Raw genomic sequence first — 22030 nt, forward strand, 5'->3', positions numbered from 1 at the left:
GATCGGCTGCGTTTATAGGGTACCCTGTAGATGATGGTGTATACATGTGTATACACTATGCATATACTTGTGTAAACACCTATCTTATAACTCTGGAAAGTAATCAGAGAAGACTTGGTGAAGTATGTATGTCCAATAGGATAATATCCATCATATTGGCTCTAGCCCTATTAACACCCATGTTAGCGAACCTAGCAGTACTAGTACCAGTAAACGCCCAGGCAGGAATAATACAAGCTATAAGAGGCGATGGACCCGATGGGAACGGCGTATACCCTGGTGGCATAATAACTGTGAGCATTAATGTCCCCTTCGCTTCATCTGTAACTATACAGGTATCCAATGCGAACACTGGAGAAGTATATGCTACACAACAGTTCTACCCACCGACACCTGGTACATACAATGTATCGGTTCAAATACCCAAGCTACTGAAAAACATTGGTACAAGTGATCCACCAACACTATTAGTAACCGTGTCTATTCCATTCATTGGTTCCGATCAGGCAACCATCTACGTATACCCATTAATAGAGGTTTCACCATCAGCCACTACAATAGTTGATGGACGTGGAAACTTCAAATCAGTGAGCGTCGACATATATGGTTTACCGGATAGGACCCCTGTAAACACTATATTCTTTAATGGTACATCATATAGTGTAAGCATTACAGCCGACTCCTACGGCCACGCAGGGACAACGATACCGTTCTCATCATCATTCCTGCTGCCAGGTGGCCTATACATTGTCACCTCTGATGCGGCTGTAGCATTCTCAAGTATGACGAAGAACGCTACTTTAACAATATTACCACAGGTAGTGTTATCACCCAACGAGGGTAACGGCAGGGATGTAGAAGCTATCTCACTAGCAGGCTACGGCTTCCCAGCCAGCGCCAATATTACACTAGTAGAGTTATACAACACAAACTTCACTAACGTGGTATACGTATTCAACATAACCGGCGGATTACTAGCTGATGCAAACGGCGTCTTCAATATAGCCGATCTAAAGACCTATCTAGCCACCAATATGACTGCAGGCTTATACATACCTAGAGTGACATTAAGCAGTGGTGTGAAATACGAGTTCAGGAACACCTACTACCTGGTTAGACCACTGCTATGCTATGTGAGCGGTGGCGTACCACAGTGTGGTGGGCCAGCCCCCATGGTGATGCCAGGGCAGACGATCACCATAGTGGCTTATGGATACGGTCCTGGAAAGGAATGGGGCTACAATGCCAACTTCCTCAATGTCTCATTAGACAAGATAGTATGGCTTGCAACCAATATACCTCTAGGCAAGGATGGTAATGCAACATTCAATATAACTATTCCACTGGGAACCACATACGGTGCCCACTACATATGGGGCATCGATATCTGGGACTACGAGTACAGCTTAGCAGTCGTAGTAGGTACTGCCACATACTGGCAGGCATTAAACCCTGTAACAAACCAGCCACTACCAGATAACAAGGTAAGCGCTACACTACCAGGCATGACTACATCATTCATCGTGTGTCCATGTGAAACCGTTGTCGGCACCGGTTACTGCAGCGAGTGCACAATATATGGTGGCGAATGCCAGTACCTAGGTGATATAATCCAGGTGACAGCGTATGGTTTACAGCCAGGTGAGACTGTAAACGTGTACTTTGGCGACGTGTTAGTAGTAGCGAATGCCCAAGCCGATAACAACGGAGCTCTCACCGTGAAATTCGTTGTACCAACACTACCTGAAGGCGAGTACGTTATAAGGCTAGTCGGCAGCGTCACAGGTGAACACATAGTGAACTTCTCACTGAACCTGAACGATTATGCTAACCCAGTTATAACTCCGAAGATACTGCTGGCCTCACTCACAGGTAACTACACGCCCGTGATTGTTGGAAGCGGCATAGTTAGAGTATTCGGTACCGGATTCACCCCGGGTGTAACATTCGCTGGTATACTAGTTAACGACACTGATGCACTGCTAGCTGTCACCACTAATGTACAGAGGTGGACCGCTGACAGCAATGGTGTCTTAACAAGCCAGTTCACCAGCATACTTGGATTATGGATACCGATGGTGCATCCAGGCAAATATGCTGTGTCATTAATCTATGTGAAAGGTACGAGCTTCTATAAGAGCTTACCAGGATACGTATACGTAGTCAACAACATATCCAGGCTAGCTACAACTGACGATGTATCAAAGATCTTAAATGGAATCAACGATGTAGGAAAGGCCGTGAACAATGTAGCCAACACCGTTTCCAGCGTTTCATCCACGGTAGGCAGCATACAGAACACTGTTAACACGATACTCAGCAAGCTCGACAACGTAGCCACGAAGAGCGATGTCAACGCCGTAGCAAGCAAGGTGGACACTATCGGGAGTAAGGTTGATTCATTATCAACGAGCATAAGCAACGTTGTAAACCAGTTGAACTCTATAACCTCACAGCTATCATCAGCAGTACAGAGCCTGAGCACCGTGTCTAGTGATGTCTCATCCATAAAGAACACTGTGAACAGCATAGAGAGCAGCATTAACACTATTAGCAGTAAGCTGGACAATGCAGCCACGAAGAGCGATGTCAACGCCGTAGCAAGCAAGGTGGACAATGTCTCAAGCAGTGTAAGCAGTATACAGAGCACCCTGAATACTGTGAGCGGTAAGGTTGACACAGCTATAAGCAAGGCTGATGCCGCAAGTGCTTCAGCCAGCAACTCCTTCTACATAGGAATAGTTGCAGTGATATTCGCCTTACTGGCAACAGTATTCGCTCTACTAGCATACCTGACTGTTAGAAGAAGCATTGTCTCGAAATAGCCTAGTCTAAACCTTTTTTAAACCACCTATTCAAACTCGTTTACTTACTCATCAATCCTTCCGGGAAACCTAAACTATATTCTTTTAACCCTGCTTAATAGTAGTATATTTAGCCCAGGGAAATGGTGTACTGAATGAGCATAGAGGTAAAGATATCCCTCCCAGGCCTAGCCGGGATAATACTTATCATGGCTTCGATAGCTGCGGGAATATACGTGTTTCAAATGGATTCATCCCTCACATATACTTGGATAGTACCGCTTAACAGCGTACAGGTAATCCATTTATACTTCAAGCAGAACATAGGGTTAGCACTAGTTGATGTTGGAAAAGGCTCTAACTATATTACCGTATCAAGCGGGGCTGCTTCGACGTTAACTCTGCTCCCAGCTTCTTCAAGCTATGCTGTGATCACTGCTAGAGGTGTAAGCATATATGTTGAAACAGTTAACGCTATAGGCACACTCATAATAGTTGCAGCAGCATGGATTACTGTGAGAAGAAGGAGCGGGCTGAAACTAGCTATCGTGATGACCGTGTTATCGATGCTTGTAGCCTCTAGTGTATTTGCTCAAATATTCTACTTGAACACTGGTTTAGGCTCCGGCTACAGTGTTAAAGAGCGGGGGTTCTCCATACCCTTCTCCCAGCTGGAGCCGGTGGTATTGGAGAATGAGACATACAGATACTCATATGTTTTAAGGGATGCTGTAAACGGGGTGGCACTTGTTAACCTATCGATTCAGGTCAGGGATCAGTATATACCATTAATTATTGTAAGAGCCTATAATAACCAGGGCTCTATAGATATACCATTATCGACATCCATACCAAGCGGTGGCCCTATAACATATAGTGCCGCATCATATCTATCCAGCGGTAATCTAACAATATATGTTCTCTCAATGGGACAGCTGGAAAACACTACTTTAAACTATTATAAAATAGAGTTCCAGAGAATAGGGGATTCACCATCGATACTTGTAACCCTATTGCCATTGATTACGCTGGCAGCATCCATTGCGTCATGCATAGTGTTATTAAGGATAACCATGTTGAGGCAACGGCCTAACAACTGAACCAATTATTCACCCCGAGCAATCCTTCTAACTTTTTTACCACGTGGGGAAGGAATTATCTCGAGCTTTGCATCGGGGAATTTAAGGGATAACTCTCTCCCCATGAATAATCTATCTAGAAAGATGGCTAAGGCAGCTACCTCCGAGTGGGGTTGGTGTCCTATAGCTACATTATAGTCTGCAACCTCGTAGAAGAACCCGGGTACTTTCCTCGATCCCACTACTATAAGTATATCTCTACCAGTATTCCTTATCTCATCGATCACATCATCAACGTGTAGTCCATACATTGTTAAATGAACCACCAGCCCGCCATTTCTCTTCCACTCAAGGCAATACTTATAGGAGTCGACCCCCATCTCGAAATGTATTCTCCCACCCCACAAATCCACTACTTTCTCAAGGGTTCTACGTATAGACTCGTCGACGACATCACTAAGTATGAATCCGTTGGCTCCAAAAGCCCTTGATACAAGAGCTACATGCGTAGTGACCCGTTTATCCCTACCCGGCCTATGACCATACCTTAACACATATATCTTCACTGGTAGCCACCCTTAACTAACATGTATACTGTATCCATCAACCTATCGATATTAATTCTCTTAACCGAGGAAACGGGTACAAGGGTCTCATTACTAGCCAGTAGTACCTCGACCTCACTTGCGATACTAGCATAGTCATCCACCAGGTCTATCTTATTCAATGCCACTACCATGGGTTTACTATGAACCCCGATCCTGCTGAATATCTCCCTAGTTGTCTCAAGCTCTATTCTTATCCTCTCAACCGGCTTGGAAGCATCCACAACATTCACTATGACATCAGCTGTAGTGATCTCCTCAAGTGTAGCGTAAAATGCTTCAATAACCTCAGGCGGTAGATCTCTTATGAAGCCAACGGTATCGGTTAGGATGAATGATGCATCCCTATAAACTATCCTACGAGATTTAGGGGAGAGCGTTGTAAAGGGTTCCGGTCCAACCGGCATGCTCAACCCTGTGATCGCATTGAATAGGGTTGTTTTGCCTGCACATGTATACCCTGCTATCGCGACATGGGGAAATCCAGCTTTAAGCCTCTGCATTCTCCTTATTCCACGTATTCTCCTAAGCTCCTCTAACTCCCTTCTCACCCTGGCCTCCTTCTTCTTAAGCATTAGATAGTATTTCTCATACTCGTATCTACCAGCACCGAGGAAGCCGTGTAGCTCGCCTATCTTAGCATATCTTATAGCTTCCTTGACTAGTGGAATATAGTACTTCAGCCTAGCGAGCTCTATCTGCATCTTGGCTTCCTTCGAGCCAGCGTGTTCAGCGAATATCTCGAGGATCAACATAACCCTGTCGATCACATCCCTCCTTAATTCTTTAACCAGGTTAACTATCTGTACTGGTTTAAGCCTATCCATTACTATTAACTTATCAAAGTCGCTGCCGCGCAAAAACTCGATCTTCTCCCTCGGTAGGTATGTTCCCGATGGAGAGCCCTTCGTCTTCAACACGTCTACTATATCACTGTAAATGGTTTTAACTAGTCCCAGTTCCTCCTCGAGGAAAACCCAATATTTCCTCGGTACTACCACGATAACCCTCAATACTTCCCGGACACCCCTACTCCCGTTTAAACCTGATGAGATCGCCTATTGTCAAGTCCTCGCTACTCCCATGATTCGACGACATGTCTTCCTCGACCACCGGCTCAAGTAGTTTTATACCGAGCACCTTCTCCAGTCTCCTAGCTAGATCTATGCCAGGCTTCAGCCTACCGGATTCAATCCTCTTAATAATGTTCTCGCTCTCCTTTACTTTTTGAGCAAGAACCTGCTGCGTCCACCCAAGCCTCTCCCTGGCCTCCTTGACCCTCCTAGCATAGTCCTCGACTACTTCATACTCCTCCCTTACTCTTGGTTTGACGGGTTTAGCCACCTGCCTAGGGGCTGGCTGACGCTCCTTTTTCTCCTCAACATAGGGTCTAGCCTTGCCCTGCGTGATCAACCTGTTATAGCACTGGGGACATACATTAAGAATACTGCCTTCAATAACTATTTTCCTACACTGGTTCTTCTCTACTTCTTTTCCACATATCTCACAGTAGCAAGACATCATCGTCACCCATCTTCTTTAACACTATACTAGGATTATAATTCATTAAATCATCGCATTAATGCTCTACGATTTAAATTTGTTTCATGATGGCATTATATGAAGGGTTCGAAGCCATGAGCAGCGATATGGGTAAGGATAACCAGGATAACATTATTAAAAAACTTGACGCGATAGTTAGTGATGAAGACTATATTAAATACCTTGAGTCCAAGATAAGGCTCCTCGAGATGGAGCGTGAGAAGCTCTTAATGAAGGTGAACTACTATAAATCCGAGCTCGAGAAACTTATATCTCCTCCCCTGATAGAAGGAGTGATAGAATACGTTCTAGGTGATGGAAGAGCCGTAGTTAAAAGTACAACTGGACCCAACCTAGTAGTGGCGATAGCCGACAACATCGACAAGAACCTGATTAAGCCTGGTGTAAGAGTAGCCCTTAATCAACGTGGCTCAGCAATCGTTGAAGTACTGCCCTCATACACGGATACATATGTGCAATTAATGGAGGTAATCGAGAAGCCGAGTGTGAGATACGAGGATATAGGCGGGCTCTCAGAGCAGATACGGGAATTAAGAGAGGTAGTAGAGCTACCATTGAAAAACCCTGAGTTATTCGGGGAGATAGGGATAGAGCCGCCTAAAGGAGTCCTATTGTATGGGCCACCTGGATGCGGTAAGACAATGCTGGCTAAAGCCGTTGCAGCAGAATCAAATGCTACATTCATAGCTATAGTGGGCAGCGAGCTCGTCCAAAAATTCATAGGCGAGGGAGCTAGGATAGTTAGGGAGCTCTTCGAACTAGCGAGAAAGAAGGCCCCCTCAATAGTATTCATCGATGAACTGGACGCTATAGCAGCCAAGAGAATAGATATAGGGACAAGTGGTGAAAGAGAAGTACAGAGAACACTAATGCAGTTACTGGCTGAAATAGATGGCTTCAGACCTCTTGACAGAGTCAAAATAATTGCAGCCACGAACAGGATAGATATACTGGATCCAGCTATACTGAGACCCGGAAGGCTGGATAGGATAATAGAGGTCCCATTACCAGACTTCAACGGCAGGATAGAGATATTCAGGATACATACAAGAAGGATGAAGCTAGCCGAGAATATTGACTTCCAGGAATTAGCCAGGATGACCAATGGATTCACCGGGGCGGAGATAAAAGCCGTGGTAACAGAAGCCGGCTACAATGCGATCAGAGATAACCGTAGACAAGTCACAATGAACGACTTCCTAAAGGCCATAGAAAAAGTAAGGAGCAAGAAGAAGCTACGAGGGATAGAAGAATACGCTAAGGATAAGGAAGATAAGGAGGCCCCACTTATCTTCCAATAGATTAACCATGAATATTAGCAACCATATAAACCCATTTACTTTTACAACCAACTTTTAATCCAAGTTCTTCTTTAAACCTCTGTATTTAATTGAAGGGCGAACCTTAACTGATTATTTAAGATATTCCCTTCAACGATACTCCATTCCTTAATAACATAGTACTCTTTCAGAGATGGGTTATTCAACACGTTATCCACGAGGTTTTTATCATTTAGAAGGACGAGTATCTCTCTTCCACGCACCTTGACACCTGAGACACCCTTTATCTTGAAGAGGTGTGTAAGAGCTGTTGCAACGCAACTAGCACATCCCTTGCTTTCAATCCTTAATATAAGTGTCCACAAGCCGCTCTCACCTAATTATTACTTCAAGCCTATTACAGCTTTAAAAATAGAAGATATATACAGGGTTCCGCTGGTTTAAATCAGAATATAAGCCCCTTAAATGGAAATATAATATAGGAGCATGACAAAGCAAGGGATGGTGAAGAAAACTGAGTAAGACTGTTAAAACCGAGGAAGAGAGGGCGGTTAATAAGGTTGATGAAGAAGTCTTCAGCGTAGTAAAGGAGTTGATTAAGGGAATCTATGGGGATCCCGGGTATAAATTACTAATGCATATAATAGAGCATGGATATGTTGCAGAGGAGCTCCTCACCCGTGACACGGGGATAAAGTCTAATGAAGGCAGGAAAATACTCCAAAAGATGTCGGAGGAAAACATCGTTATTCCAGGCAAGCTCAGAACACAAGAGGGGGTTCTCCACATATGGAGACTCAATCCACCAGCTCTTAAAAACCTCCTACTCCAGAGACTCCGTAAAACACGTGAAAAACTAGTGCTACGATTGAATTTTGAGCAGGAAAACATTCTCTACGAGTGTCCACGGTGCGGTAGAAGATACACGCTTGACGAATCATACGCTAACGATTATGTATGCCCTGTGGATGGTGAGGTATTGGTTGAAGCCGATAGGTCTAAGACGGTGGAAGTCTTAAAGGAGTTGATCAGTAAAGTAGATAACTTAATTAAGAGGCTTGAACGGGTTTAGAAGTGAAGCCTATTTATAAATATATAGATATATTCTCTGGTGCAGGCGGCTTCTCACTAGGATTCCATCTCACAGGTAGATTCAAATCCCTGCTCGCCATTGACAATTTCAAACCAGCTGCCTTAACCTATAAAACCAATTTCCCTCATGCACTAGTGGTTAACGAGGATGTCAAGGAGTTAGACAAGGAGTTATTAACTGGTATAGTGAAACCCGATGAAATCGATGTAATCATAGGTAGCCCGCCCTGCGAGCCATTCACAGGTGCTAATCCTATGAGGAGAAAGGATCCATTAGACCGCTTATACAGTGATCCAATGGGCCAGCTAACATTACACTTTATAAGGATTGTCGGGTACTATCGCCCGAAAATATTCGTAATGGAGAATGTACCAGCAATAACTGAGGATGGATTACGTGATGCATTATCAATAGAGTTCAAGCGCGTAGGCTATGAGAAGATATACTTTAACACCTTACTAGCCGAGGACTATGAAACACCCAGCCACAGGAAAAGAGTATTCATATCAAATATTCCCATAACACCAAGGAAATCCCCGAGAAGGATAACCGTTAAGGAGGCATTGAGCGATCTACCAGAGCCAGGTGAAGCGCTCCCAAATCATGAGAGACCCCCAGATCCTCCATGGAGGAAGCTTAAGAGAATCCACCGGTTGAGATGGGGGGAGGCATTAATCCACTACCAGGGTGCGGAAAAACCCCTTCCAAACATGGTTAAGTTGAATCCAAATACTATAGCTCCAACAGTCCTTGGATCATCAAGGTTTATACATCCATTCAAGGACAGATTTCTCACGGTTAGAGAGCAAGCCAGGCTGATGGGTTTCACCGATACATTTGTTTTTATAGGTGGAAGGGATGAACAGTATAATATGGTTGGAGAAGCCGTACCGGCTCCCCTTGCAAAAGCTATAGCATGGTATCTCGCCGGGAAGCTGGATGAAGAGGTGACGTAAATGTATATGGCCTTATACTCACCGTCAAGTATTCAGAAGCTCGTGGACTTCATAAAGACAGTGTACGCTATAAAGGGGCTAGTACCAGTGGTCATCAAGCCTATTGGAGCGGCTGCCCAGATAGGTGTACCCGAGGCCCATAAAATAGCCATTAAACAAGGCAAACCCTTCATAGTTTTACCGGAGATAAGTGATCTCTCTAATGTACTAGGATGCAACAAGATACTTTACATCAATGAATCCGGAAGAGAGGTGTCATTAGCTGAAGTACTCGATCTAGAGGAGGGAGCTGCAATACTAGTGAGCTCCGGTGAGCAAGAACCGAGCAGGAAAGAAGTGGAAAACACTGACCCGGTGTGGCTTAGAGAAGTTCCCAGAGGTCTACCTGTTACAGCATTAATCGGGATACTAGTATATGAGTTACATAGGAAAAAACAAGGTGCACCGATCTGAGCTCCTCCTCGCCCTAAAGAGCGGGGCTTTCAGTTGTAATTCCTTCACCAAGTCACATAGGTTACCTTAATGTTTTTAGCTATATCATACAGCCTCATCCAGTCCTCGAAGCTGAGTTCCCAGCCCACTGCACCAGCATTCTCCACAACCTGTTCAGGGGTCTTTGCACCCGGTATTGGAACTATAACAGGGCTATACCTCACTAACCAGTTTAACGCTACCTGGGACGGCGTCTTACCGTACTTTGAAGCCAACTCCTTCAATGCGTTGATTAATGGGATCAGCTTTTCAAAGTTAGATGGGTGGAACACTGCTTCATTAGCCCTTAAATCCTTGAATAAACCTATATTCTCCAATGTGTACTTACCGGTTAGAGCGCCTTTAGCCAGGGGGCTCCAAGGTATAAAGGTGAGGTCATTGGCTTCGGCATATGGTATCAACTCTTCTTCAGCCCATCTCTCAGCTAGGTTGAATCTATACTGCATGCTCACGATATCCGTGATTGAGAGCGCTGACCTGAGCTCCTCTATTAAGGCAACTGGGTAATTACTTACACCAATATACCTTATTTTACCCTGTATTATAAGCCTCTCGAGGGCCCGTGCATATGATGCAGTGGGATAGTTGTGCCAGCACGGGGGCCAGTGCAGTTGGAGCAAATCTATCGAGTTAACCCCGAGCCTCCTCAATGATCTGTCGACAGATTTGAACACGTCGTCTGGATTAAGGAATTCACCGGGTATCTTAGTAGCTATAAATACCTCATCTCTTTTAACACCTAGCTCCCTTAACGCTTTCCCAAGGAATTCCTCACTCATTCCCCTACCATAAACCATTGCCGTATCAAAGAAGTTTATGCCGACCTCGATAGCTTTTCCAATCACCTTCTTAGCCGCCTCATAATCCGTCAAACCCCATGTCTCACTGTACTGCCATGTCCCAAGCCCTATCCTCGAGATCTTCTCATCTGTCCAACCCAGTGTAGTATACTCCATTCCAAGTCACCACATTAATGTATTAGGTTTCCCTAAAATATAAAAGTAATATTTTACATCGTTAATGATCCACGGTGGCGTTTATGAGCTCCAGGTTCAGGATAACCGGGTTAACTACTACAATGTATAAGAGCGGGGAAAAATACGATGTCATAGTTATTGGGGGAGGGCCGGCAGGCTTAACAGCTGCACTATATAGTGCTAGATACGGGTTTAAGACGATAATAGTCACTAAGTTGGTGGGTGGCGCTGTATCAGAGGCCCCACTCGTAGACGACTACCCTGGAATACCTGATGCACCCGGAAACGACCTAGTTGATAGATTTGTTAAACATGTGAAGAAATATGATGTCCCCATAGTCATAGATGAAGTAATCAATCTAGTAAAGAAACCGGAGGAGAAAACATGGTGTGTAGAGCTGCGAAGCGGTGGATCAATATGTGGCTACGCTATTATAATAGCTGTGGGAAGCGAGAAAAGAAAGCTTAATGTCCCAGGGGAGAAGGAGTTAACCGGTAAGGGGGTATCATACTGTGCAACATGCGATGGCCCCTTATTCAAGGATAAAATAGTAGCTGTAGTAGGCGGTGGGAATGCTGCTTTCACGTCAGCACTATATCTAGCCAAGATAGCTTCACACGTATACCTCATACATAGGAGAAGCGAGTTCCGCGCGTTCAACGTATATGTTAAGGCAGCTAGATCTGATCCAAAGATAACTATCCTAACAAACACCATTGTGAAAGAAGTCATCGGCAAGGACCACTTGGAGGCGGTTAGAATACTGAACACGGAGTCGAACAAGGAGGAGATACTGAAAATCGATGGGCTCTTCATAGAAATAGGGTTGGAGCCCCCAGTCGAGTTCTTCAGGAGAATAGGGTTGGAAACTGATGAGACAGGGAGAGCAAGGGTTAACATAGATAGGAGTACTAATCTACCAGGCGTATTCGTGGCAGGTGATGCTGCAGGCGGACCATACAAGTATAGGTTTGAACAGATAATAACAGCGGCTGCTGATGGAGCGATTGCTGCTGACGCCGCCTGCAAATATATTTGTGCGTTAAAGAGTTCATCGAGTACGCGATAAATTATTTAAATCCCATCTAACTTCAATAAAAATACTGAAAAGAGGGCCCGTAGCTCAGCCTGGTAGAGCGCCCGGCTCATAACCGGGTGGTCCGGGGTTCGAATCCCCGCGGGCCCATCCTGCTACAAAATACCTGTATCCTACAGGATTCAAGCATTGTTAAATAAGGGTCAGTGTTTCACCAGTGAGCAACCATCATCGAGATCTTTAAAATAGTTATGATAGAAAAGTTTATATAGAAGTCCTTTCATGAAATACCATTGGATTTTATCACCTGGTGATTGCTATGACAGCTGAACCCACAGGCATACCTGTACTAATATTAAAAGAGGGAACGCAGCGTACAACGGGCAGGGATGCCCTAAGATCCAATCTTCTAGCCGCTAGAGCTATAGCTGAAATGATTAAGACGACCTATGGTCCTAAAGGAATGGATAAAATGCTCGTCGATGCTCTTGGCGATGTAACCATAACAAACGATGGCGCTACAATTCTCGATAAGGCGGAGATACAACATCCAGCTGCAAAGATGCTTGTCCAGGTAGCTAAGAGCCAGGATAGTGAAGTAGGTGATGGCACAAAGCGTGCAGTGATTTTCGCTGGAGAGCTACTGAGATACGCTGAAGAACTACTCGATAAAAATATTCATCCAACAGTAATAATCTCCGGCTATAGAATAGCTATGGAAGAGGCACTTAAAGTACTAGACCAGATAGCTGAACCAATAGATATAAACAACGAAGAATTACTGAGGAAGGTTGCGAGAACATCGCTCACAAGTAAAGCCGTTCATGATGCCCGTGAATTCTTCGCCGATATAGCTGTTAAAGCAGTTAAGCAGGTTGTTGAGAAGAGAGGGGACAAGTACTACGTAGACCTCGATAACATCCAGATAATAAAGAAGTATGGCGGAGCCCTACTAGACTCAATGCTTGTCTACGGCATCGTGTTGGATAAGGAGGTTGTTCACCCAGGCATGCCTAGGAGAGTTGAGAACGCTAAGATAGTGCTCCTAGATGCCCCATTAGAGATAGAAAAGCCCGAGATAGATGCCGAGATAAGAATAAATGATCCAGAGCAATTAGAGAAATTCTTGCAACAGGAAGAAGATATACTGGTTAAGATGGTTGACAAGATAGCTAGTGTCGGCGCCAATGTTGTTGTATGTCAGAAAGGCATCGATGAGGTTGCCCAGCACTTCCTAGCTAAGAAGGGGATACTAGCCGTTAGAAGAGTTAAGAGGAGCGACCTCGAGAAACTCGAGAGGGCTACAGGCGGCAGAATAGTAAGCAACATAGAGGACTTGACACCAGAGGACCTCGGATACGCTGCACTAGTAGAGGAGAGGAAGATTGGAGAGGATAAAATGGTATTCATAGAGGGATGCAAGAACCCGAGATCCGTAAGCATAGTGATAAGAGGAGGATTAGAGAGGCTGGTTGATGAAGCTGAGAGAAGCATGAGAGACGCGTTATCAGCTGTAGCGGACGCATTAAGAGACGGTAAGATTATTCCAGGTGGTGGAGCAACAGAGATCGAGCTAGCTAAATACATAAGAAGACTTGCAACGAAGATCGGTGGTAAGGAACAGTTAGCAATAGAGGCATTTGCGAAAGCCATTGAGGGGCTGACAGTATCACTGATCGAGAACGCTGGATTAGACCCAATAGACATGATAATGAAGCTTAGAGCTGCCCATGAGAAGGATAACGGTAAATACTTAAGCATAGACCTCGCAACAGGCGACCTGGTAGACATGAAGGAGAAAGGTGTCATAGAGCCAGTGAGCATACTGGCTAACGCGATAAAAGCGGGTACTGAGGCAGCCACCATAATATTGAGAATAGATGACGTGATAGCGGCCAGTAAGCTCGAGAAGGGCAAAGAGGAAACCGGTAAGAAACCCGGCGAAGAAGAAAAAGAGAAAGAAGACTAAAATTTATTTTTGAAGATTTAAACTACTTAACCGTTAATCCAAAATAGATTTTATCCATAGGCCTTAAATCCAGTTGGCTAGGGCTTTTTATAACCACTAGTAACCCGTGGAGCGATATAACTGTCCTATAAGTATCTCCTATTCTACTAGTAGAGACAACATATCCGTTGGCGCAGAAGTATTTCTCGAGGCATTTCTCCTTGTCCCGTGTAATCTCGACATCGATGCTAGCACTGATCCTGGGTTGAGGTACAACATCCCCGTGGAGCTCGACCTCCATACTGACCGTGTTACAGCTTAGTTTTAAACGATATGTACTCGGTACCCTCAACTGCTGTATTTCATTCACAGTACAACTCTCACTAAACACCATGGCATAACACCCAGGTTTTTATTGTCTAAGACAAATGTAATTAAGGTATGTAATATGTTAATAAGCTTTGGTGAGCCTGAATGTCTGTTGTCGATGCTTCAAGAAGACTGGTCAGCGAGTTAGCCTCAATGATAGATAAAAAAATACGTGTTATATTAAGCGATGGAAAATACTATGATGGAATATTAATAGGTTTCGACCACCCTGGATTAAACATATTGTTGAGAAACGCTGTAGACGACAAGGGGAACAGGGTTCCCAGAGTCATGATTAAAGGTGAGAAAATCTCGGAGATAGTTATCATGGAGGAACCATTATTCAACCCCGAGGAATTCAAGGAATGGGTTCTTAGAGAAATGAAGATCCCAGAACATATGGTTAAAGTAATACCCGAAGCAAGAGTAGTAGAGGTACAGGGACGCTACAGGGTTGGCGAGGACGGTGTACTTGGCTCCGGGCCTATAGCTGAGACGCTTCACAGTATTTACAAGAAATACATGGAATACAGAAGGAAGATGATACAGGGATAGAAAGGTGTTTTTCGAGCCACGCGAATATGATTTAGCAGGTAGGATAGCCAGGTTAACTACTGGGCATGGAAGTATTGAAACCCCCTATCTTTTTCCAGTCATCAATCCATTGAAGCAAGAGGTCCCACTTGATAAGCTTTTAGAGCTTGGTTTCAACGGATTAATAACAAACGCCTACCTCTTCTACAAGAGGAATAGTGGAGTAGTTAAGTCGATTCACGATGAGTTAAAGTGGAGTAAAACCATAATGACGGATTCAGGCGGCTACCAGGTCCTAATATATGGTGATGTAGAGGTCGATAATAAGACTATAGTATCATATCAGAGGAGCATAGGAGTAGATATAGGCGTGATATTGGATAAGCCCACGGGTAATAAGGCATCGTATAAGGAAGCCGTTGAAAGCGTCTATGAAACATATAGAAGAGCTGTTGAAGCCGCACCACTAATATCCGATAGTGATCAGTTATGGGTGCTCCCCATCCAGGGAATACCCTATAACGAGCTTGTTGAAAGATCATCGATACTAGCGTGGAAACTCCCCGTTTACAGCATATATGCTATAGGCTCTCCTACAGTACTCCTCGAGAAATACAGTTACTCGAAAATAATCGAATCCCTTATCCTAGCTAAAAGATTACTGCCGCCAGGGAAACCCATACATGTATTTGGGGTAGGGCACCCGATGATCCTCCCCTTCCTAGTAGCAGCCGGAGGAGATCTCTTCGATTCAGCAAGCTATATATTATATGCCCGCGATGATAGATACATGACTGAGACTGGAACTAGAAACATAAGGGATCTACATTACCTCCCATGCAACTGCCCTGTATGCAGTCGTTACAATGCTAAGGAACTACTTGAGCTACCCAGACAAGAGAGAACGAGATTAATAGCCTTACATAACCTCTACATGCTCTCCAAGGAGTTGAAAAGCGTTAAGCAAGCCATCATGGAGGGCAGGCTCTGGGAGCTCCTGGAGTATAAGAGTAAGGGACATCCAAGCCTCAGGGAAGCGTTCAATGTCCTAGTGAAATATAGAGACCTACTGAAGCAGTATAACCCCTTGTCAAAGCCGGATACGAAAGCCTTGTTTCTAATTGATAGATCGTCAACACGTAATCCCAGACTAGAGGAGACAAAGGCAAGGATCTCCAACATCCTCGGTGACTCCTTAAGGAATAAATACATCATTGTCATCCCCGCCTATAGAAAACCATACACAAGCCAAGATGAATACCTAGACCTAGAAAACAACCTTAGAGGCAGTGATTCAATACAAGTACTCTTTATACATCCATTCCTAGGAGTAATACCACCAGGGTTATCCTCAACCTATCCATTCTATCAGCATGAATCACGGTTCACTGCAAAGGATATCTCCTCGATGGAAGTAGGCTCGTTACTTTCAACCCTTAGCAGACAAGGAGCCAAGAAGATAATCATAGTGGAAGCCAGCTGGTTCACTAGAAAACTATATACTAAAATACTAAGGGCTTTCCCAGGCTTAAGGGATAAAATAGCTATATATAGGATAGACGAGATTTCTTCTCAGATTCCTCTATAGCCTTTTCAACTTTTTCTCTTTCAGCCTCTATAGCCTCTATAAGGGATGCCTCTTCAAGTAGTGATGAAGTATCTATTTCAACGCCCAGTATACTACTTATAACCTCGACGGCTACAGCACTCGCCTTTGGATCCGGTCTATAGAGCTCTGTATATGCTAGAATAGTTACACCGCTTAACCCATACGCGTTCATAAACATCATTGTCAGTGCAAGTGGTCCTATTACATGTCTCTCCTCCAAGAGCTTTGCATTAAGCTTGATGCCTGTGTTACCTATAGGTATCCATCTATACTTCTCATTCACGTCTTCCCTTAGGCTGGGATCTAATCCACCCACCAATATCACTTCTTTGGCACCAATATCCCTAGCCAGTTTAGCCAAGTACTCTGTGTAACTAGTCCTCTCCTTCTCGCTTGGAGTTGCATTATGCAACACTATGACAGCGTTATTACTTCCTATTTTTCCAGCATATACTTCGAATGGATACATTAATCCCCGCTCCCTACTGTACATTGTGAACTCTGGCATATATCTTGTCTTAATGAATCCTATCTTCTGGAGTTTGAGCTCACGCACAATATGCCTCGTGGTTAGGTATCCTAGCATACCGAATCCTTGATAGCCAGTTATAAAGTATGATGGGCTTAGTTCACGTAGATCGAGTTCTGACGTCTTAACAAAGGATATCGATGAACTCATTTTCTAACACCCTCTCTAACTCTAACGGCTTCCCCTCTTTTATAGTAAACCATTTCAAAGCCAGGTATAATGGCCCGGCCAACAGCTATGAGTTCTCCATTGCTAGATGTAACTAGTACCTCGTCATTCGGCTTGATACCGGGGTCGGCCATTAAGACATGCTTATTGAATAAATTCCCTCCCCTGGCAACGAATTCGATATACTCGTCTTTAATGTATACCCTGTATTTTGGGTGGGGAAGAGTCCTGTTGAGGACTCTGCCTGAGGCTATGTGAAGGTTGAACCTATAGTCTCCAGCCCTCAGTGTTAGATATTTTTCACCATTTAATAGTAGGAGACGTATTTTAAGGGTGCTCCGGCTTAAAACAACATCTATGTCGTCGGGTATGAAGTCTCCGCCTACGCCGAACTGTAGTTTAGCGATCCATCTTAACTCATCTAGCTCATTATCGCTGGGTTTACGCTTAATGAAGCCCATAGAGTACACCAGGTGGTCAAGTTCCATGCCTCCATGATTTAACGTACTCCTCCTGCTCACGCGTCATCGAATCTATTCTCACACTCATCGACTCCAGTTTCAGTGATGCAACCATTTCATCTAGCTCAAGCGGTGGATTCATGACCCTTAAGGGTAGCTTACCCTTGTTATCCACAAGGTATAGTGAGGCCAGGAACTGGTTGGCAAAGCTCATATCCATGACCTCACTTGGATGTCCCTCAGCTGCCACGAGGTTTACGAGTCTCCCCTCGGCTAGTAGATATATCTTTCTTCCATCCCTTAACTCATACTCTGTAACATATGGTAGCACATGTCTCTTAGACCTTGCTAACTCCTCCAGATCCGGTATCCATACCTCTACATTGAAATGTCCAGCATTAGCCAAGATAGCCCCATTCTTCATTTTCTCAAAGTGCTCTCTCCTTATAACAGCTTTATTACCGGTTGCGGTTATGAATACATCGCCTATCTCAGCGGCTTCACTCATGGGCATTACCTCGAAGCCGTCATATATTGCTTCAAGAGCCCTTATTGGATTGACCTCTGTGACTATGACTCTTCTAGCTCCAAGACCCCTGGCTCTCAACGCTATGCCTTTACCGACCCAGCCATAACCAGCTACTACAACTATTTTTCCAGCTATAAGGATGTTGGTGGCTCTAAGTATTCCATCGAAGGTGCTCTGCCCGGTTCCATACCTATTGTCGAACATATGCTTTGTATAGGCATTATTCACGGCTATCACAGGGTATTTAAGTAGCCCTTCTCTCTCCAAGGCTTTAAGCCTTATAACCCCTGTAGTAGTCTCCTCAGTGCCACCAATTATTTGTTCAGCAAGATCTAGGTGTTTCTCATGTATTAAGGCGTGAAGATCAGCCCCGTCATCCAATACTATTTGCGGTCTCCACCCAATTATTTTCTCAAGACACCAGTAGTATTCACTGGAGGACTGCCCCCTCCAGGCATACACATGTACACCGTATTCGACTAGGGCAGCCGCTATATCGTCCTGTGTTGAAAGCGGATTACTTCCCGCTAACACGACCTCTGCCCCCGCATCAACGAACGCCTTCATTAATACAGCTGTTTCCTTGGTTACATGAAGGACAGCGCCAATCCTGACTCCTTTAAGGGGTTTTAAAGCACTGTGCCGTTTCCTCAACAGCATTAATACCGGCATATTTTGCTCAGCCCAGGAAATCTTCGCGTTTCCCTGCGGAGCTAAAGCGAGATCTTTAACCTTATACTCCATTCAATCCACCCTCACGGCTATAATAATTTAGAATCCATGTATCGCTTTAAATATAGGCTTCTCTCAACCCGGTTGAAGCAAGCGGGGAGACGTAGACTCTTCATCAGCACATACTTTTAAAACCATTGCTTTATCACTAGGAATAAAAGATGGGTGTAGCTTATTGGGTAACTCCATTGGCTCTGATAAGGGAGTAGCTAGGCCGGGAAAGATCCTGCACTCGTTTATAATATCGAATCCATGGTTATACCCCTTCATCTACACCATATACTCTACACAGGGGGCGAGCATAGAAGAGTTAAAGAGCACTATTAATTTAAGAATGCAGCTGGTTAAAAGAGCATTATGGTGGCTAGTTAAAAGCGGGATAGTGGAGGAGAAGGGAGGAAGGCTTTATATTAGGAGAGAATATATGGACTACGTTAATGAATTAAAGCTATCTACATGCATACTAAAGGACACCTATATTCTCAGACTGAAAGACGCCTACATAGTTGTAGCAGTGAGAAATGGAAGAATAATTCACTGGGCCATACCCAGTGAATTATATGATAAGGTGGTGGAATTAGAGAAAAACACCAATGCTGTTTTCACCAGTGGAGAAGTATCCCAGGCACTTGCAATAGATATTGGGACAGCCACTAAACTAGTGAAGTTAAGGAGGCTTATTAAGGAGTGCTGGGGGACTTCTCAAAAGTATTAGTGAATTAAATCATTAATTATATTTATGGAAATCCAAGATATATCCCTGGTGTGTAAACTGGTGCATCAGAGATGGAGTTGATTACTATCCAACTAGCCAGGGAGTTATTTTATACAATCATCTTGCTGGCATGGGTAATAATAGTGGTTTACCCATTAACCCGTTACACATATAACCTGATGATTAAGCATGGTGCATCACATATAAAGGCTGTCTACTATAATAGGAAAATCATACACATACTCGCCGGAGGCGTGGTATCTATTCTAATACCTTTATTACACTATGAAACACCCTACACCATTATACCCATGATAATTATATTAGCTATAGCCGTATACCTACCGCATAAAAAAGGACGACTACTCTATTGGTTCCAGGACCCAGATAACATTAACGAGGTGCACTTTATAATTATGTGGGGAGTAGTCATGGTTTTATCATGGATTATTTTCAGGGACTGGATATATGGGGTTATACCGGTTTCATTCATGTCGTTTGGGGATGGAATAACAGGTATTGTTAGAAACCTCTTATACAATAAGAGAAACAAGTCCTGGTATGGTAACCTAGCTATGCTCGTGGTTACAGCTCCAATAGGGTGCATCCTGGCTGGGATAACCGGTTTAACAGCAGCTATAGTGGCAAGTATAGTAGAGCACTTCGAGATAAGTAAGAGAATAGATGACAACATCACTATACCGCTGGCAAGCTTCATCACCCTTATAATATTCACCCACCTCGGGATCTAAACGGGGTCAACCACGAATACCGTTCGCCTGAGAGCGTTTTCATCGTCTTTTATGGTCATTCATAACCGTCCCCGGGTTCATCGTGGTGGTGCTCTGGCTCTTCACCGTGGTTTCTCCAGGGGTCTCTGGATCTAGGGTTCACCGGTAAATCTATAGCACCTATTTAAGATCCATGGGCTTCCCGGAGACAATATATTCAGCCCACCCATAGCCCTAAGACGCATAGAAGGACACACCCTAGCATTTCTATCCCTGATCATCTGGGAAGTCTTTTACAACTGAAAGCCTCATCCTTCAGGATGGAGAGGAGGTCAGATTAAGGGATTAGGAGGGTTAGAAGTGTTTATTTAAATACCCTCAGGATTCAAAATAATCCTTGATACGTGGAGAGGTGTAGGGATAGTGAAGCTATGGCTTGAGGAAGAATGGGAAGAGGAATGGGAAGAAGAATGGGAAGAGGAAGAATGGGAGGAAGAGGAGTGGGAAGAAGAATGGTAGAGACACTACAGTAATCCCAGTAAGACAGACAAGTTTTTTACAAGTAATCTTAAACAGTCTTCACCGCATTCGGGTTCTTCGACAGGTCTACAATTCCCTGCTTTACTCCCCGATGATGGAGACCGGGTTTTAGTGCTATCCCTGTATACTTTTACCAGATAGTATTCGTTATCCTTACTGAATATCTTTCTTGCTTCTGAAAGCATCTCAGATATTTGATTATAACCTGTTGTGAGTATCATTAATAGTAGCCCTTTGTTTCTAAACCTAGTCAGCCTGTCCTCGTATATTATTAAATGTATTGCTCCCTGAATTATCTGGGAGACGTTTGAAACCATGCTTCGAGGAATAATAGCTAAGACACCGTTATCAGCGGGATTTAAGGAGGCTATTTCTTCATCAAGAGAACCACATGTCTTACTACATATACTTATCTCTACATAGATATCTCTATCTAGGAACCGTATCCTGTAAGTGTTACCTAAAAGCCTGGAGACCCTGAGTATGTTGTTGCTCATTGCTTGGCCGCTGCCTCACGTTTCAAGCGGAGAGACACTAGATGCGTGACATATCCAGCTATTAAATTCCGCATCTTCTTGGACTGGGTCTCCACAAGCCTGGATACAACTACCTTATTATGCTGGAAATCATGGGTGAATAGATCCGGGTATTTCTCCAGTAGCTCACGCGCCGTTCTCTTAACTATCCTGATCCTCACCTTACCCATATCCATCACTCTGCTACTACTTTTACAACCATACCTGTTTAACAGATTGTATAGAGGATTTTTAAAGATTGAAGTACGTATTCTCAGCCATCACTTCTTCTCAACACTGTTTTCCGTAGAAACCAAATCTTTATAACCTGGTTTAACTAGCATTAGTTAAGACGTGCAGGGAATGGTGGAGAAAGTGGTTAAGCTCTGCCCTAGATGTGGAAGCCCATTAATGCCTGTTAAGAAAGATGGGGAGACTGTTCTAAAGTGCAATAAATGCGGCTACGAGATTAGAATGGATAGTAGGAAGGAGAAGTACAGCGTTAAATACCAAGTAGACGCCAGCAAAAGGGTTGTAACAGCACAGGCAACCGAGACCAAGGAAACAAAGCTTTCACCTGAGGAAAGAGAGATTCTTAGCGAGTACTATGAGGTCCTTTTAGAGGAGTTAGAGCGGGAAGAAGGTAGCTCGGAGGAGTCTGATTAGTTAAGCTCAGCCATCCTTTTCCTCATCATAGATTCCTCAGAGCCGTCACCAGTCATCATGCTGTGGAAGCCGCTCTACCGAGATAAAAATACGTAATT

General features: G+C 44.1%; 24 protein-coding genes and 1 tRNA gene. 14 read left to right on the forward strand and 11 right to left on the reverse strand.

The genetic code is table 11. From position 1 onward, the window contains the following. The first annotated feature begins 128 nt into the window (after positions 1 to 128). Both QXV08_RS07520 and QXV08_RS07525 read left to right on the forward strand, forming a co-directional pair. Positions 129 to 2825: a hypothetical protein gene (locus QXV08_RS07520; RefSeq protein ID WP_342788184.1), complete on the forward strand. Its 2697-nt coding sequence runs from the start codon at positions 129 to 131 to the stop codon at positions 2823 to 2825. 134 nt (positions 2826 to 2959) lie between these two features. After that, the gene (locus QXV08_RS07525; RefSeq protein WP_342786314.1) at positions 2960 to 3904 is read left to right on the forward strand and encodes a hypothetical protein; all 945 of its coding nucleotides are present in this window, start codon (positions 2960 to 2962) and stop codon (positions 3902 to 3904) included. A gap of 5 nt (positions 3905 to 3909) precedes the next feature. Here QXV08_RS07525 and QXV08_RS07530 read toward each other — a convergent pair whose 3' ends face one another. From QXV08_RS07530 to QXV08_RS07540, 3 genes are read right to left on the reverse strand one after another with little or no spacing between them, the layout of a single operon-like run. After that, the gene (locus QXV08_RS07530; RefSeq protein ID WP_342786313.1) at positions 3910 to 4449 is read right to left on the reverse strand and encodes a tRNA (cytidine(56)-2'-O)-methyltransferase; all 540 of its coding nucleotides are present in this window, start codon (positions 4447 to 4449) and stop codon (positions 3910 to 3912) included. After that, positions 4446 to 5501, reverse strand: coding sequence for a GTPase HflX (gene hflX, locus QXV08_RS07535; RefSeq protein ID WP_342786312.1), 1056 nt, complete (start codon positions 5499 to 5501; stop codon positions 4446 to 4448). The genes QXV08_RS07530 and hflX overlap by 4 nt, the downstream gene beginning before the upstream one ends. A 16-nt stretch (positions 5502 to 5517) precedes the next feature. After that, on the reverse strand, positions 5518 to 6009 hold the full coding sequence (locus QXV08_RS07540) for a multiprotein bridging factor aMBF1 (protein WP_342786311.1): 492 nt from the start codon (positions 6007 to 6009) through the stop codon (positions 5518 to 5520). A 116-nt stretch (positions 6010 to 6125) separates the two neighbouring features. Between QXV08_RS07540 and QXV08_RS07545 the strand changes: the two genes are divergently transcribed. Continuing rightward, positions 6126 to 7352 carry a proteasome-activating nucleotidase gene (locus QXV08_RS07545; protein ID WP_342786310.1) on the forward strand — a complete coding sequence of 409 codons (1227 nt, stop codon included), beginning with the start codon at positions 6126 to 6128 and terminating at the stop codon, positions 7350 to 7352. Between the two features lie 71 nt (positions 7353 to 7423). Here QXV08_RS07545 and QXV08_RS07550 read toward each other — a convergent pair whose 3' ends face one another. Further along, positions 7424 to 7696: a hypothetical protein gene (locus tag QXV08_RS07550; protein ID WP_342786309.1), complete on the reverse strand. Its 273-nt coding sequence runs from the start codon at positions 7694 to 7696 to the stop codon at positions 7424 to 7426. A gap of 227 nt (positions 7697 to 7923) precedes the next feature. On the opposite strand from QXV08_RS07550, the gene QXV08_RS07555 reads away from it, so the two are divergent. The 3 genes from QXV08_RS07555 to QXV08_RS07565 are packed head-to-tail and all read left to right on the forward strand — an operon-like array spanning position 7924 to position 9833. Then, entirely contained in the window at positions 7924 to 8403 is a 480-nt protein-coding gene (locus QXV08_RS07555) for a transcription factor TFIIE (RefSeq protein WP_342786308.1), read from the forward strand. 2 nt (positions 8404 to 8405) lie between these two features. Continuing rightward, positions 8406 to 9380, forward strand: a complete 975-nt coding sequence (locus QXV08_RS07560; RefSeq protein WP_342786307.1) for a DNA cytosine methyltransferase — start codon at positions 8406 to 8408, stop codon at positions 9378 to 9380. Continuing rightward, the gene (locus QXV08_RS07565) at positions 9381 to 9833 is read left to right on the forward strand and encodes a RecB-family nuclease (protein ID WP_342786306.1); all 453 of its coding nucleotides are present in this window, start codon (positions 9381 to 9383) and stop codon (positions 9831 to 9833) included. 44 nt (positions 9834 to 9877) lie between these two features. Here QXV08_RS07565 and QXV08_RS07570 read toward each other — a convergent pair whose 3' ends face one another. Beyond that, positions 9878 to 10828 (reverse strand): aldo/keto reductase, encoded by a 951-nt coding sequence (locus QXV08_RS07570; RefSeq protein ID WP_342786305.1) that lies wholly within the window; start codon positions 10826 to 10828, stop codon positions 9878 to 9880. A gap of 83 nt (positions 10829 to 10911) precedes the next feature. Between QXV08_RS07570 and QXV08_RS07575 the strand changes: the two genes are divergently transcribed. The 3 genes from QXV08_RS07575 to thsB all read left to right on the forward strand — a co-directional run bounded on the left by QXV08_RS07575 (position 10912) and on the right by thsB (position 13855). Continuing rightward, positions 10912 to 11919 (forward strand): FAD-dependent oxidoreductase, encoded by a 1008-nt coding sequence (locus tag QXV08_RS07575; RefSeq protein ID WP_342786304.1) that lies wholly within the window; start codon positions 10912 to 10914, stop codon positions 11917 to 11919. A gap of 43 nt (positions 11920 to 11962) precedes the next feature. After that, positions 11963 to 12036 (forward strand) — tRNA-Ile (locus tag QXV08_RS07580). A gap of 169 nt (positions 12037 to 12205) precedes the next feature. After that, on the forward strand, positions 12206 to 13855 hold the full coding sequence (thsB, locus tag QXV08_RS07585) for a thermosome subunit beta (protein WP_342786303.1): 1650 nt from the start codon (positions 12206 to 12208) through the stop codon (positions 13853 to 13855). A gap of 22 nt (positions 13856 to 13877) precedes the next feature. On the opposite strand, the gene QXV08_RS07590 is transcribed toward thsB, so the two are convergent. Beyond that, positions 13878 to 14228, reverse strand: coding sequence for a DNA-directed RNA polymerase subunit G (locus QXV08_RS07590; protein ID WP_342786302.1), 351 nt, complete (start codon positions 14226 to 14228; stop codon positions 13878 to 13880). 80 nt (positions 14229 to 14308) lie between these two features. Here QXV08_RS07590 and QXV08_RS07595 point away from each other — a divergent pair, with 80 nt between their 5' ends. Beyond that, complete coding sequence (locus QXV08_RS07595; protein WP_342786301.1) at positions 14309 to 14758, forward strand: Lsm family RNA-binding protein; 450 nt, start codon at positions 14309 to 14311, stop codon at positions 14756 to 14758. Positions 14759 to 14762: 4 nt separating this feature from the next. Continuing rightward, complete coding sequence (tgtA, locus tag QXV08_RS07600; RefSeq protein ID WP_342786300.1) at positions 14763 to 16325, forward strand: tRNA guanosine(15) transglycosylase TgtA; 1563 nt, start codon at positions 14763 to 14765, stop codon at positions 16323 to 16325. Here the strand turns inward: tgtA and QXV08_RS07605 are convergent. Genes QXV08_RS07605 through ahcY form a run of 3 tightly spaced genes read right to left on the reverse strand, consistent with a single transcriptional unit; the run spans position 16282 to position 18777 of the window. Continuing rightward, positions 16282 to 17025 (reverse strand): PAC2 family protein, encoded by a 744-nt coding sequence (locus tag QXV08_RS07605; protein WP_342786299.1) that lies wholly within the window; start codon positions 17023 to 17025, stop codon positions 16282 to 16284. The genes tgtA and QXV08_RS07605 overlap by 44 nt on opposite strands. Beyond that, on the reverse strand, positions 17022 to 17531 hold the full coding sequence (locus tag QXV08_RS07610; RefSeq protein ID WP_342788418.1) for a PUA domain-containing protein: 510 nt from the start codon (positions 17529 to 17531) through the stop codon (positions 17022 to 17024). Before QXV08_RS07610 ends, QXV08_RS07605 begins: the two co-directional genes overlap by 4 nt. Then, on the reverse strand, positions 17521 to 18777 hold the full coding sequence (gene ahcY / locus QXV08_RS07615) for an adenosylhomocysteinase (protein ID WP_342786297.1): 1257 nt from the start codon (positions 18775 to 18777) through the stop codon (positions 17521 to 17523). The genes QXV08_RS07610 and ahcY overlap by 11 nt, the downstream gene beginning before the upstream one ends. A 163-nt stretch (positions 18778 to 18940) precedes the next feature. Here ahcY and QXV08_RS07620 point away from each other — a divergent pair, with 163 nt between their 5' ends. Both QXV08_RS07620 and QXV08_RS07625 read left to right on the forward strand, forming a co-directional pair. Further along, positions 18941 to 19480, forward strand: coding sequence for a hypothetical protein (locus QXV08_RS07620; protein ID WP_342786296.1), 540 nt, complete (start codon positions 18941 to 18943; stop codon positions 19478 to 19480). A gap of 71 nt (positions 19481 to 19551) precedes the next feature. Further along, positions 19552 to 20232 (forward strand): dolichol kinase, encoded by a 681-nt coding sequence (locus tag QXV08_RS07625; RefSeq protein WP_342786295.1) that lies wholly within the window; start codon positions 19552 to 19554, stop codon positions 20230 to 20232. 503 nt (positions 20233 to 20735) lie between these two features. On the opposite strand, the gene QXV08_RS07630 is transcribed toward QXV08_RS07625, so the two are convergent. Together QXV08_RS07630 and QXV08_RS07635 are read right to left on the reverse strand one after the other, a co-directional pair. Then, entirely contained in the window at positions 20736 to 21248 is a 513-nt protein-coding gene (locus QXV08_RS07630) for a hypothetical protein (RefSeq protein WP_342786294.1), read from the reverse strand. After that, on the reverse strand, positions 21245 to 21457 hold the full coding sequence (locus QXV08_RS07635; RefSeq protein WP_014768109.1) for a 30S ribosomal protein S17e: 213 nt from the start codon (positions 21455 to 21457) through the stop codon (positions 21245 to 21247). The genes QXV08_RS07630 and QXV08_RS07635 overlap by 4 nt, the downstream gene beginning before the upstream one ends. 184 nt (positions 21458 to 21641) lie before the next feature. On the opposite strand from QXV08_RS07635, the gene QXV08_RS07640 reads away from it, so the two are divergent. Further along, positions 21642 to 21932: a DNA-directed RNA polymerase subunit M gene (locus QXV08_RS07640; protein ID WP_342786293.1), complete on the forward strand. Its 291-nt coding sequence runs from the start codon at positions 21642 to 21644 to the stop codon at positions 21930 to 21932. Positions 21933 to 22030 lie beyond the last annotated feature (98 nt).

The organism is Desulfurococcus sp., from assembly GCF_038881575.1.
In the GTDB taxonomy this organism is placed as follows: domain Archaea; phylum Thermoproteota; class Thermoprotei_A; order Sulfolobales; family Desulfurococcaceae; genus Desulfurococcus.

What these genes read in the sequence shown, in the direction of transcription:
- QXV08_RS07520 (WP_342788184.1), top strand. Translation starts at nt 129, where the DNA reads ATGTCCAATAGGATAATATCCATCATATTGGCTCTAGCCCTATTAACA.
- QXV08_RS07525 (WP_342786314.1), top strand. Translation starts at nt 2,960, where the DNA reads ATGAGCATAGAGGTAAAGATATCCCTCCCAGGCCTAGCCGGGATAATA.
- QXV08_RS07540 (WP_342786311.1), bottom strand. Translation starts at nt 6,009, where the DNA reads ATGTCTTGCTACTGTGAGATATGTGGAAAAGAAGTAGAGAAGAACCAG.
- QXV08_RS07545 (WP_342786310.1), top strand. Translation starts at nt 6,126, where the DNA reads ATGAGCAGCGATATGGGTAAGGATAACCAGGATAACATTATTAAAAAA.
- QXV08_RS07565 (WP_342786306.1), top strand. Translation starts at nt 9,381, where the DNA reads ATGTATATGGCCTTATACTCACCGTCAAGTATTCAGAAGCTCGTGGAC.
- QXV08_RS07570 (WP_342786305.1), bottom strand. Translation starts at nt 10,828, where the DNA reads ATGGAGTATACTACACTGGGTTGGACAGATGAGAAGATCTCGAGGATA.
- QXV08_RS07575 (WP_342786304.1), top strand. Translation starts at nt 10,912, where the DNA reads ATGAGCTCCAGGTTCAGGATAACCGGGTTAACTACTACAATGTATAAG.
- thsB (WP_342786303.1), top strand. Translation starts at nt 12,206, where the DNA reads ATGACAGCTGAACCCACAGGCATACCTGTACTAATATTAAAAGAGGGA.
- QXV08_RS07590 (WP_342786302.1), bottom strand. Translation starts at nt 14,228, where the DNA reads ATGGTGTTTAGTGAGAGTTGTACTGTGAATGAAATACAGCAGTTGAGG.
- QXV08_RS07595 (WP_342786301.1), top strand. Translation starts at nt 14,309, where the DNA reads ATGTCTGTTGTCGATGCTTCAAGAAGACTGGTCAGCGAGTTAGCCTCA.
- QXV08_RS07605 (WP_342786299.1), bottom strand. Translation starts at nt 17,025, where the DNA reads ATGAGTTCATCGATATCCTTTGTTAAGACGTCAGAACTCGATCTACGT.
- QXV08_RS07610 (WP_342788418.1), bottom strand. Translation starts at nt 17,531, where the DNA reads ATGGAACTTGACCACCTGGTGTACTCTATGGGCTTCATTAAGCGTAAA.
- ahcY (WP_342786297.1), bottom strand. Translation starts at nt 18,777, where the DNA reads ATGGAGTATAAGGTTAAAGATCTCGCTTTAGCTCCGCAGGGAAACGCG.
- QXV08_RS07625 (WP_342786295.1), top strand. Translation starts at nt 19,552, where the DNA reads ATGGAGTTGATTACTATCCAACTAGCCAGGGAGTTATTTTATACAATC.
- QXV08_RS07630 (WP_342786294.1), bottom strand. Translation starts at nt 21,248, where the DNA reads ATGAGCAACAACATACTCAGGGTCTCCAGGCTTTTAGGTAACACTTAC.
- QXV08_RS07635 (WP_014768109.1), bottom strand. Translation starts at nt 21,457, where the DNA reads ATGGGTAAGGTGAGGATCAGGATAGTTAAGAGAACGGCGCGTGAGCTA.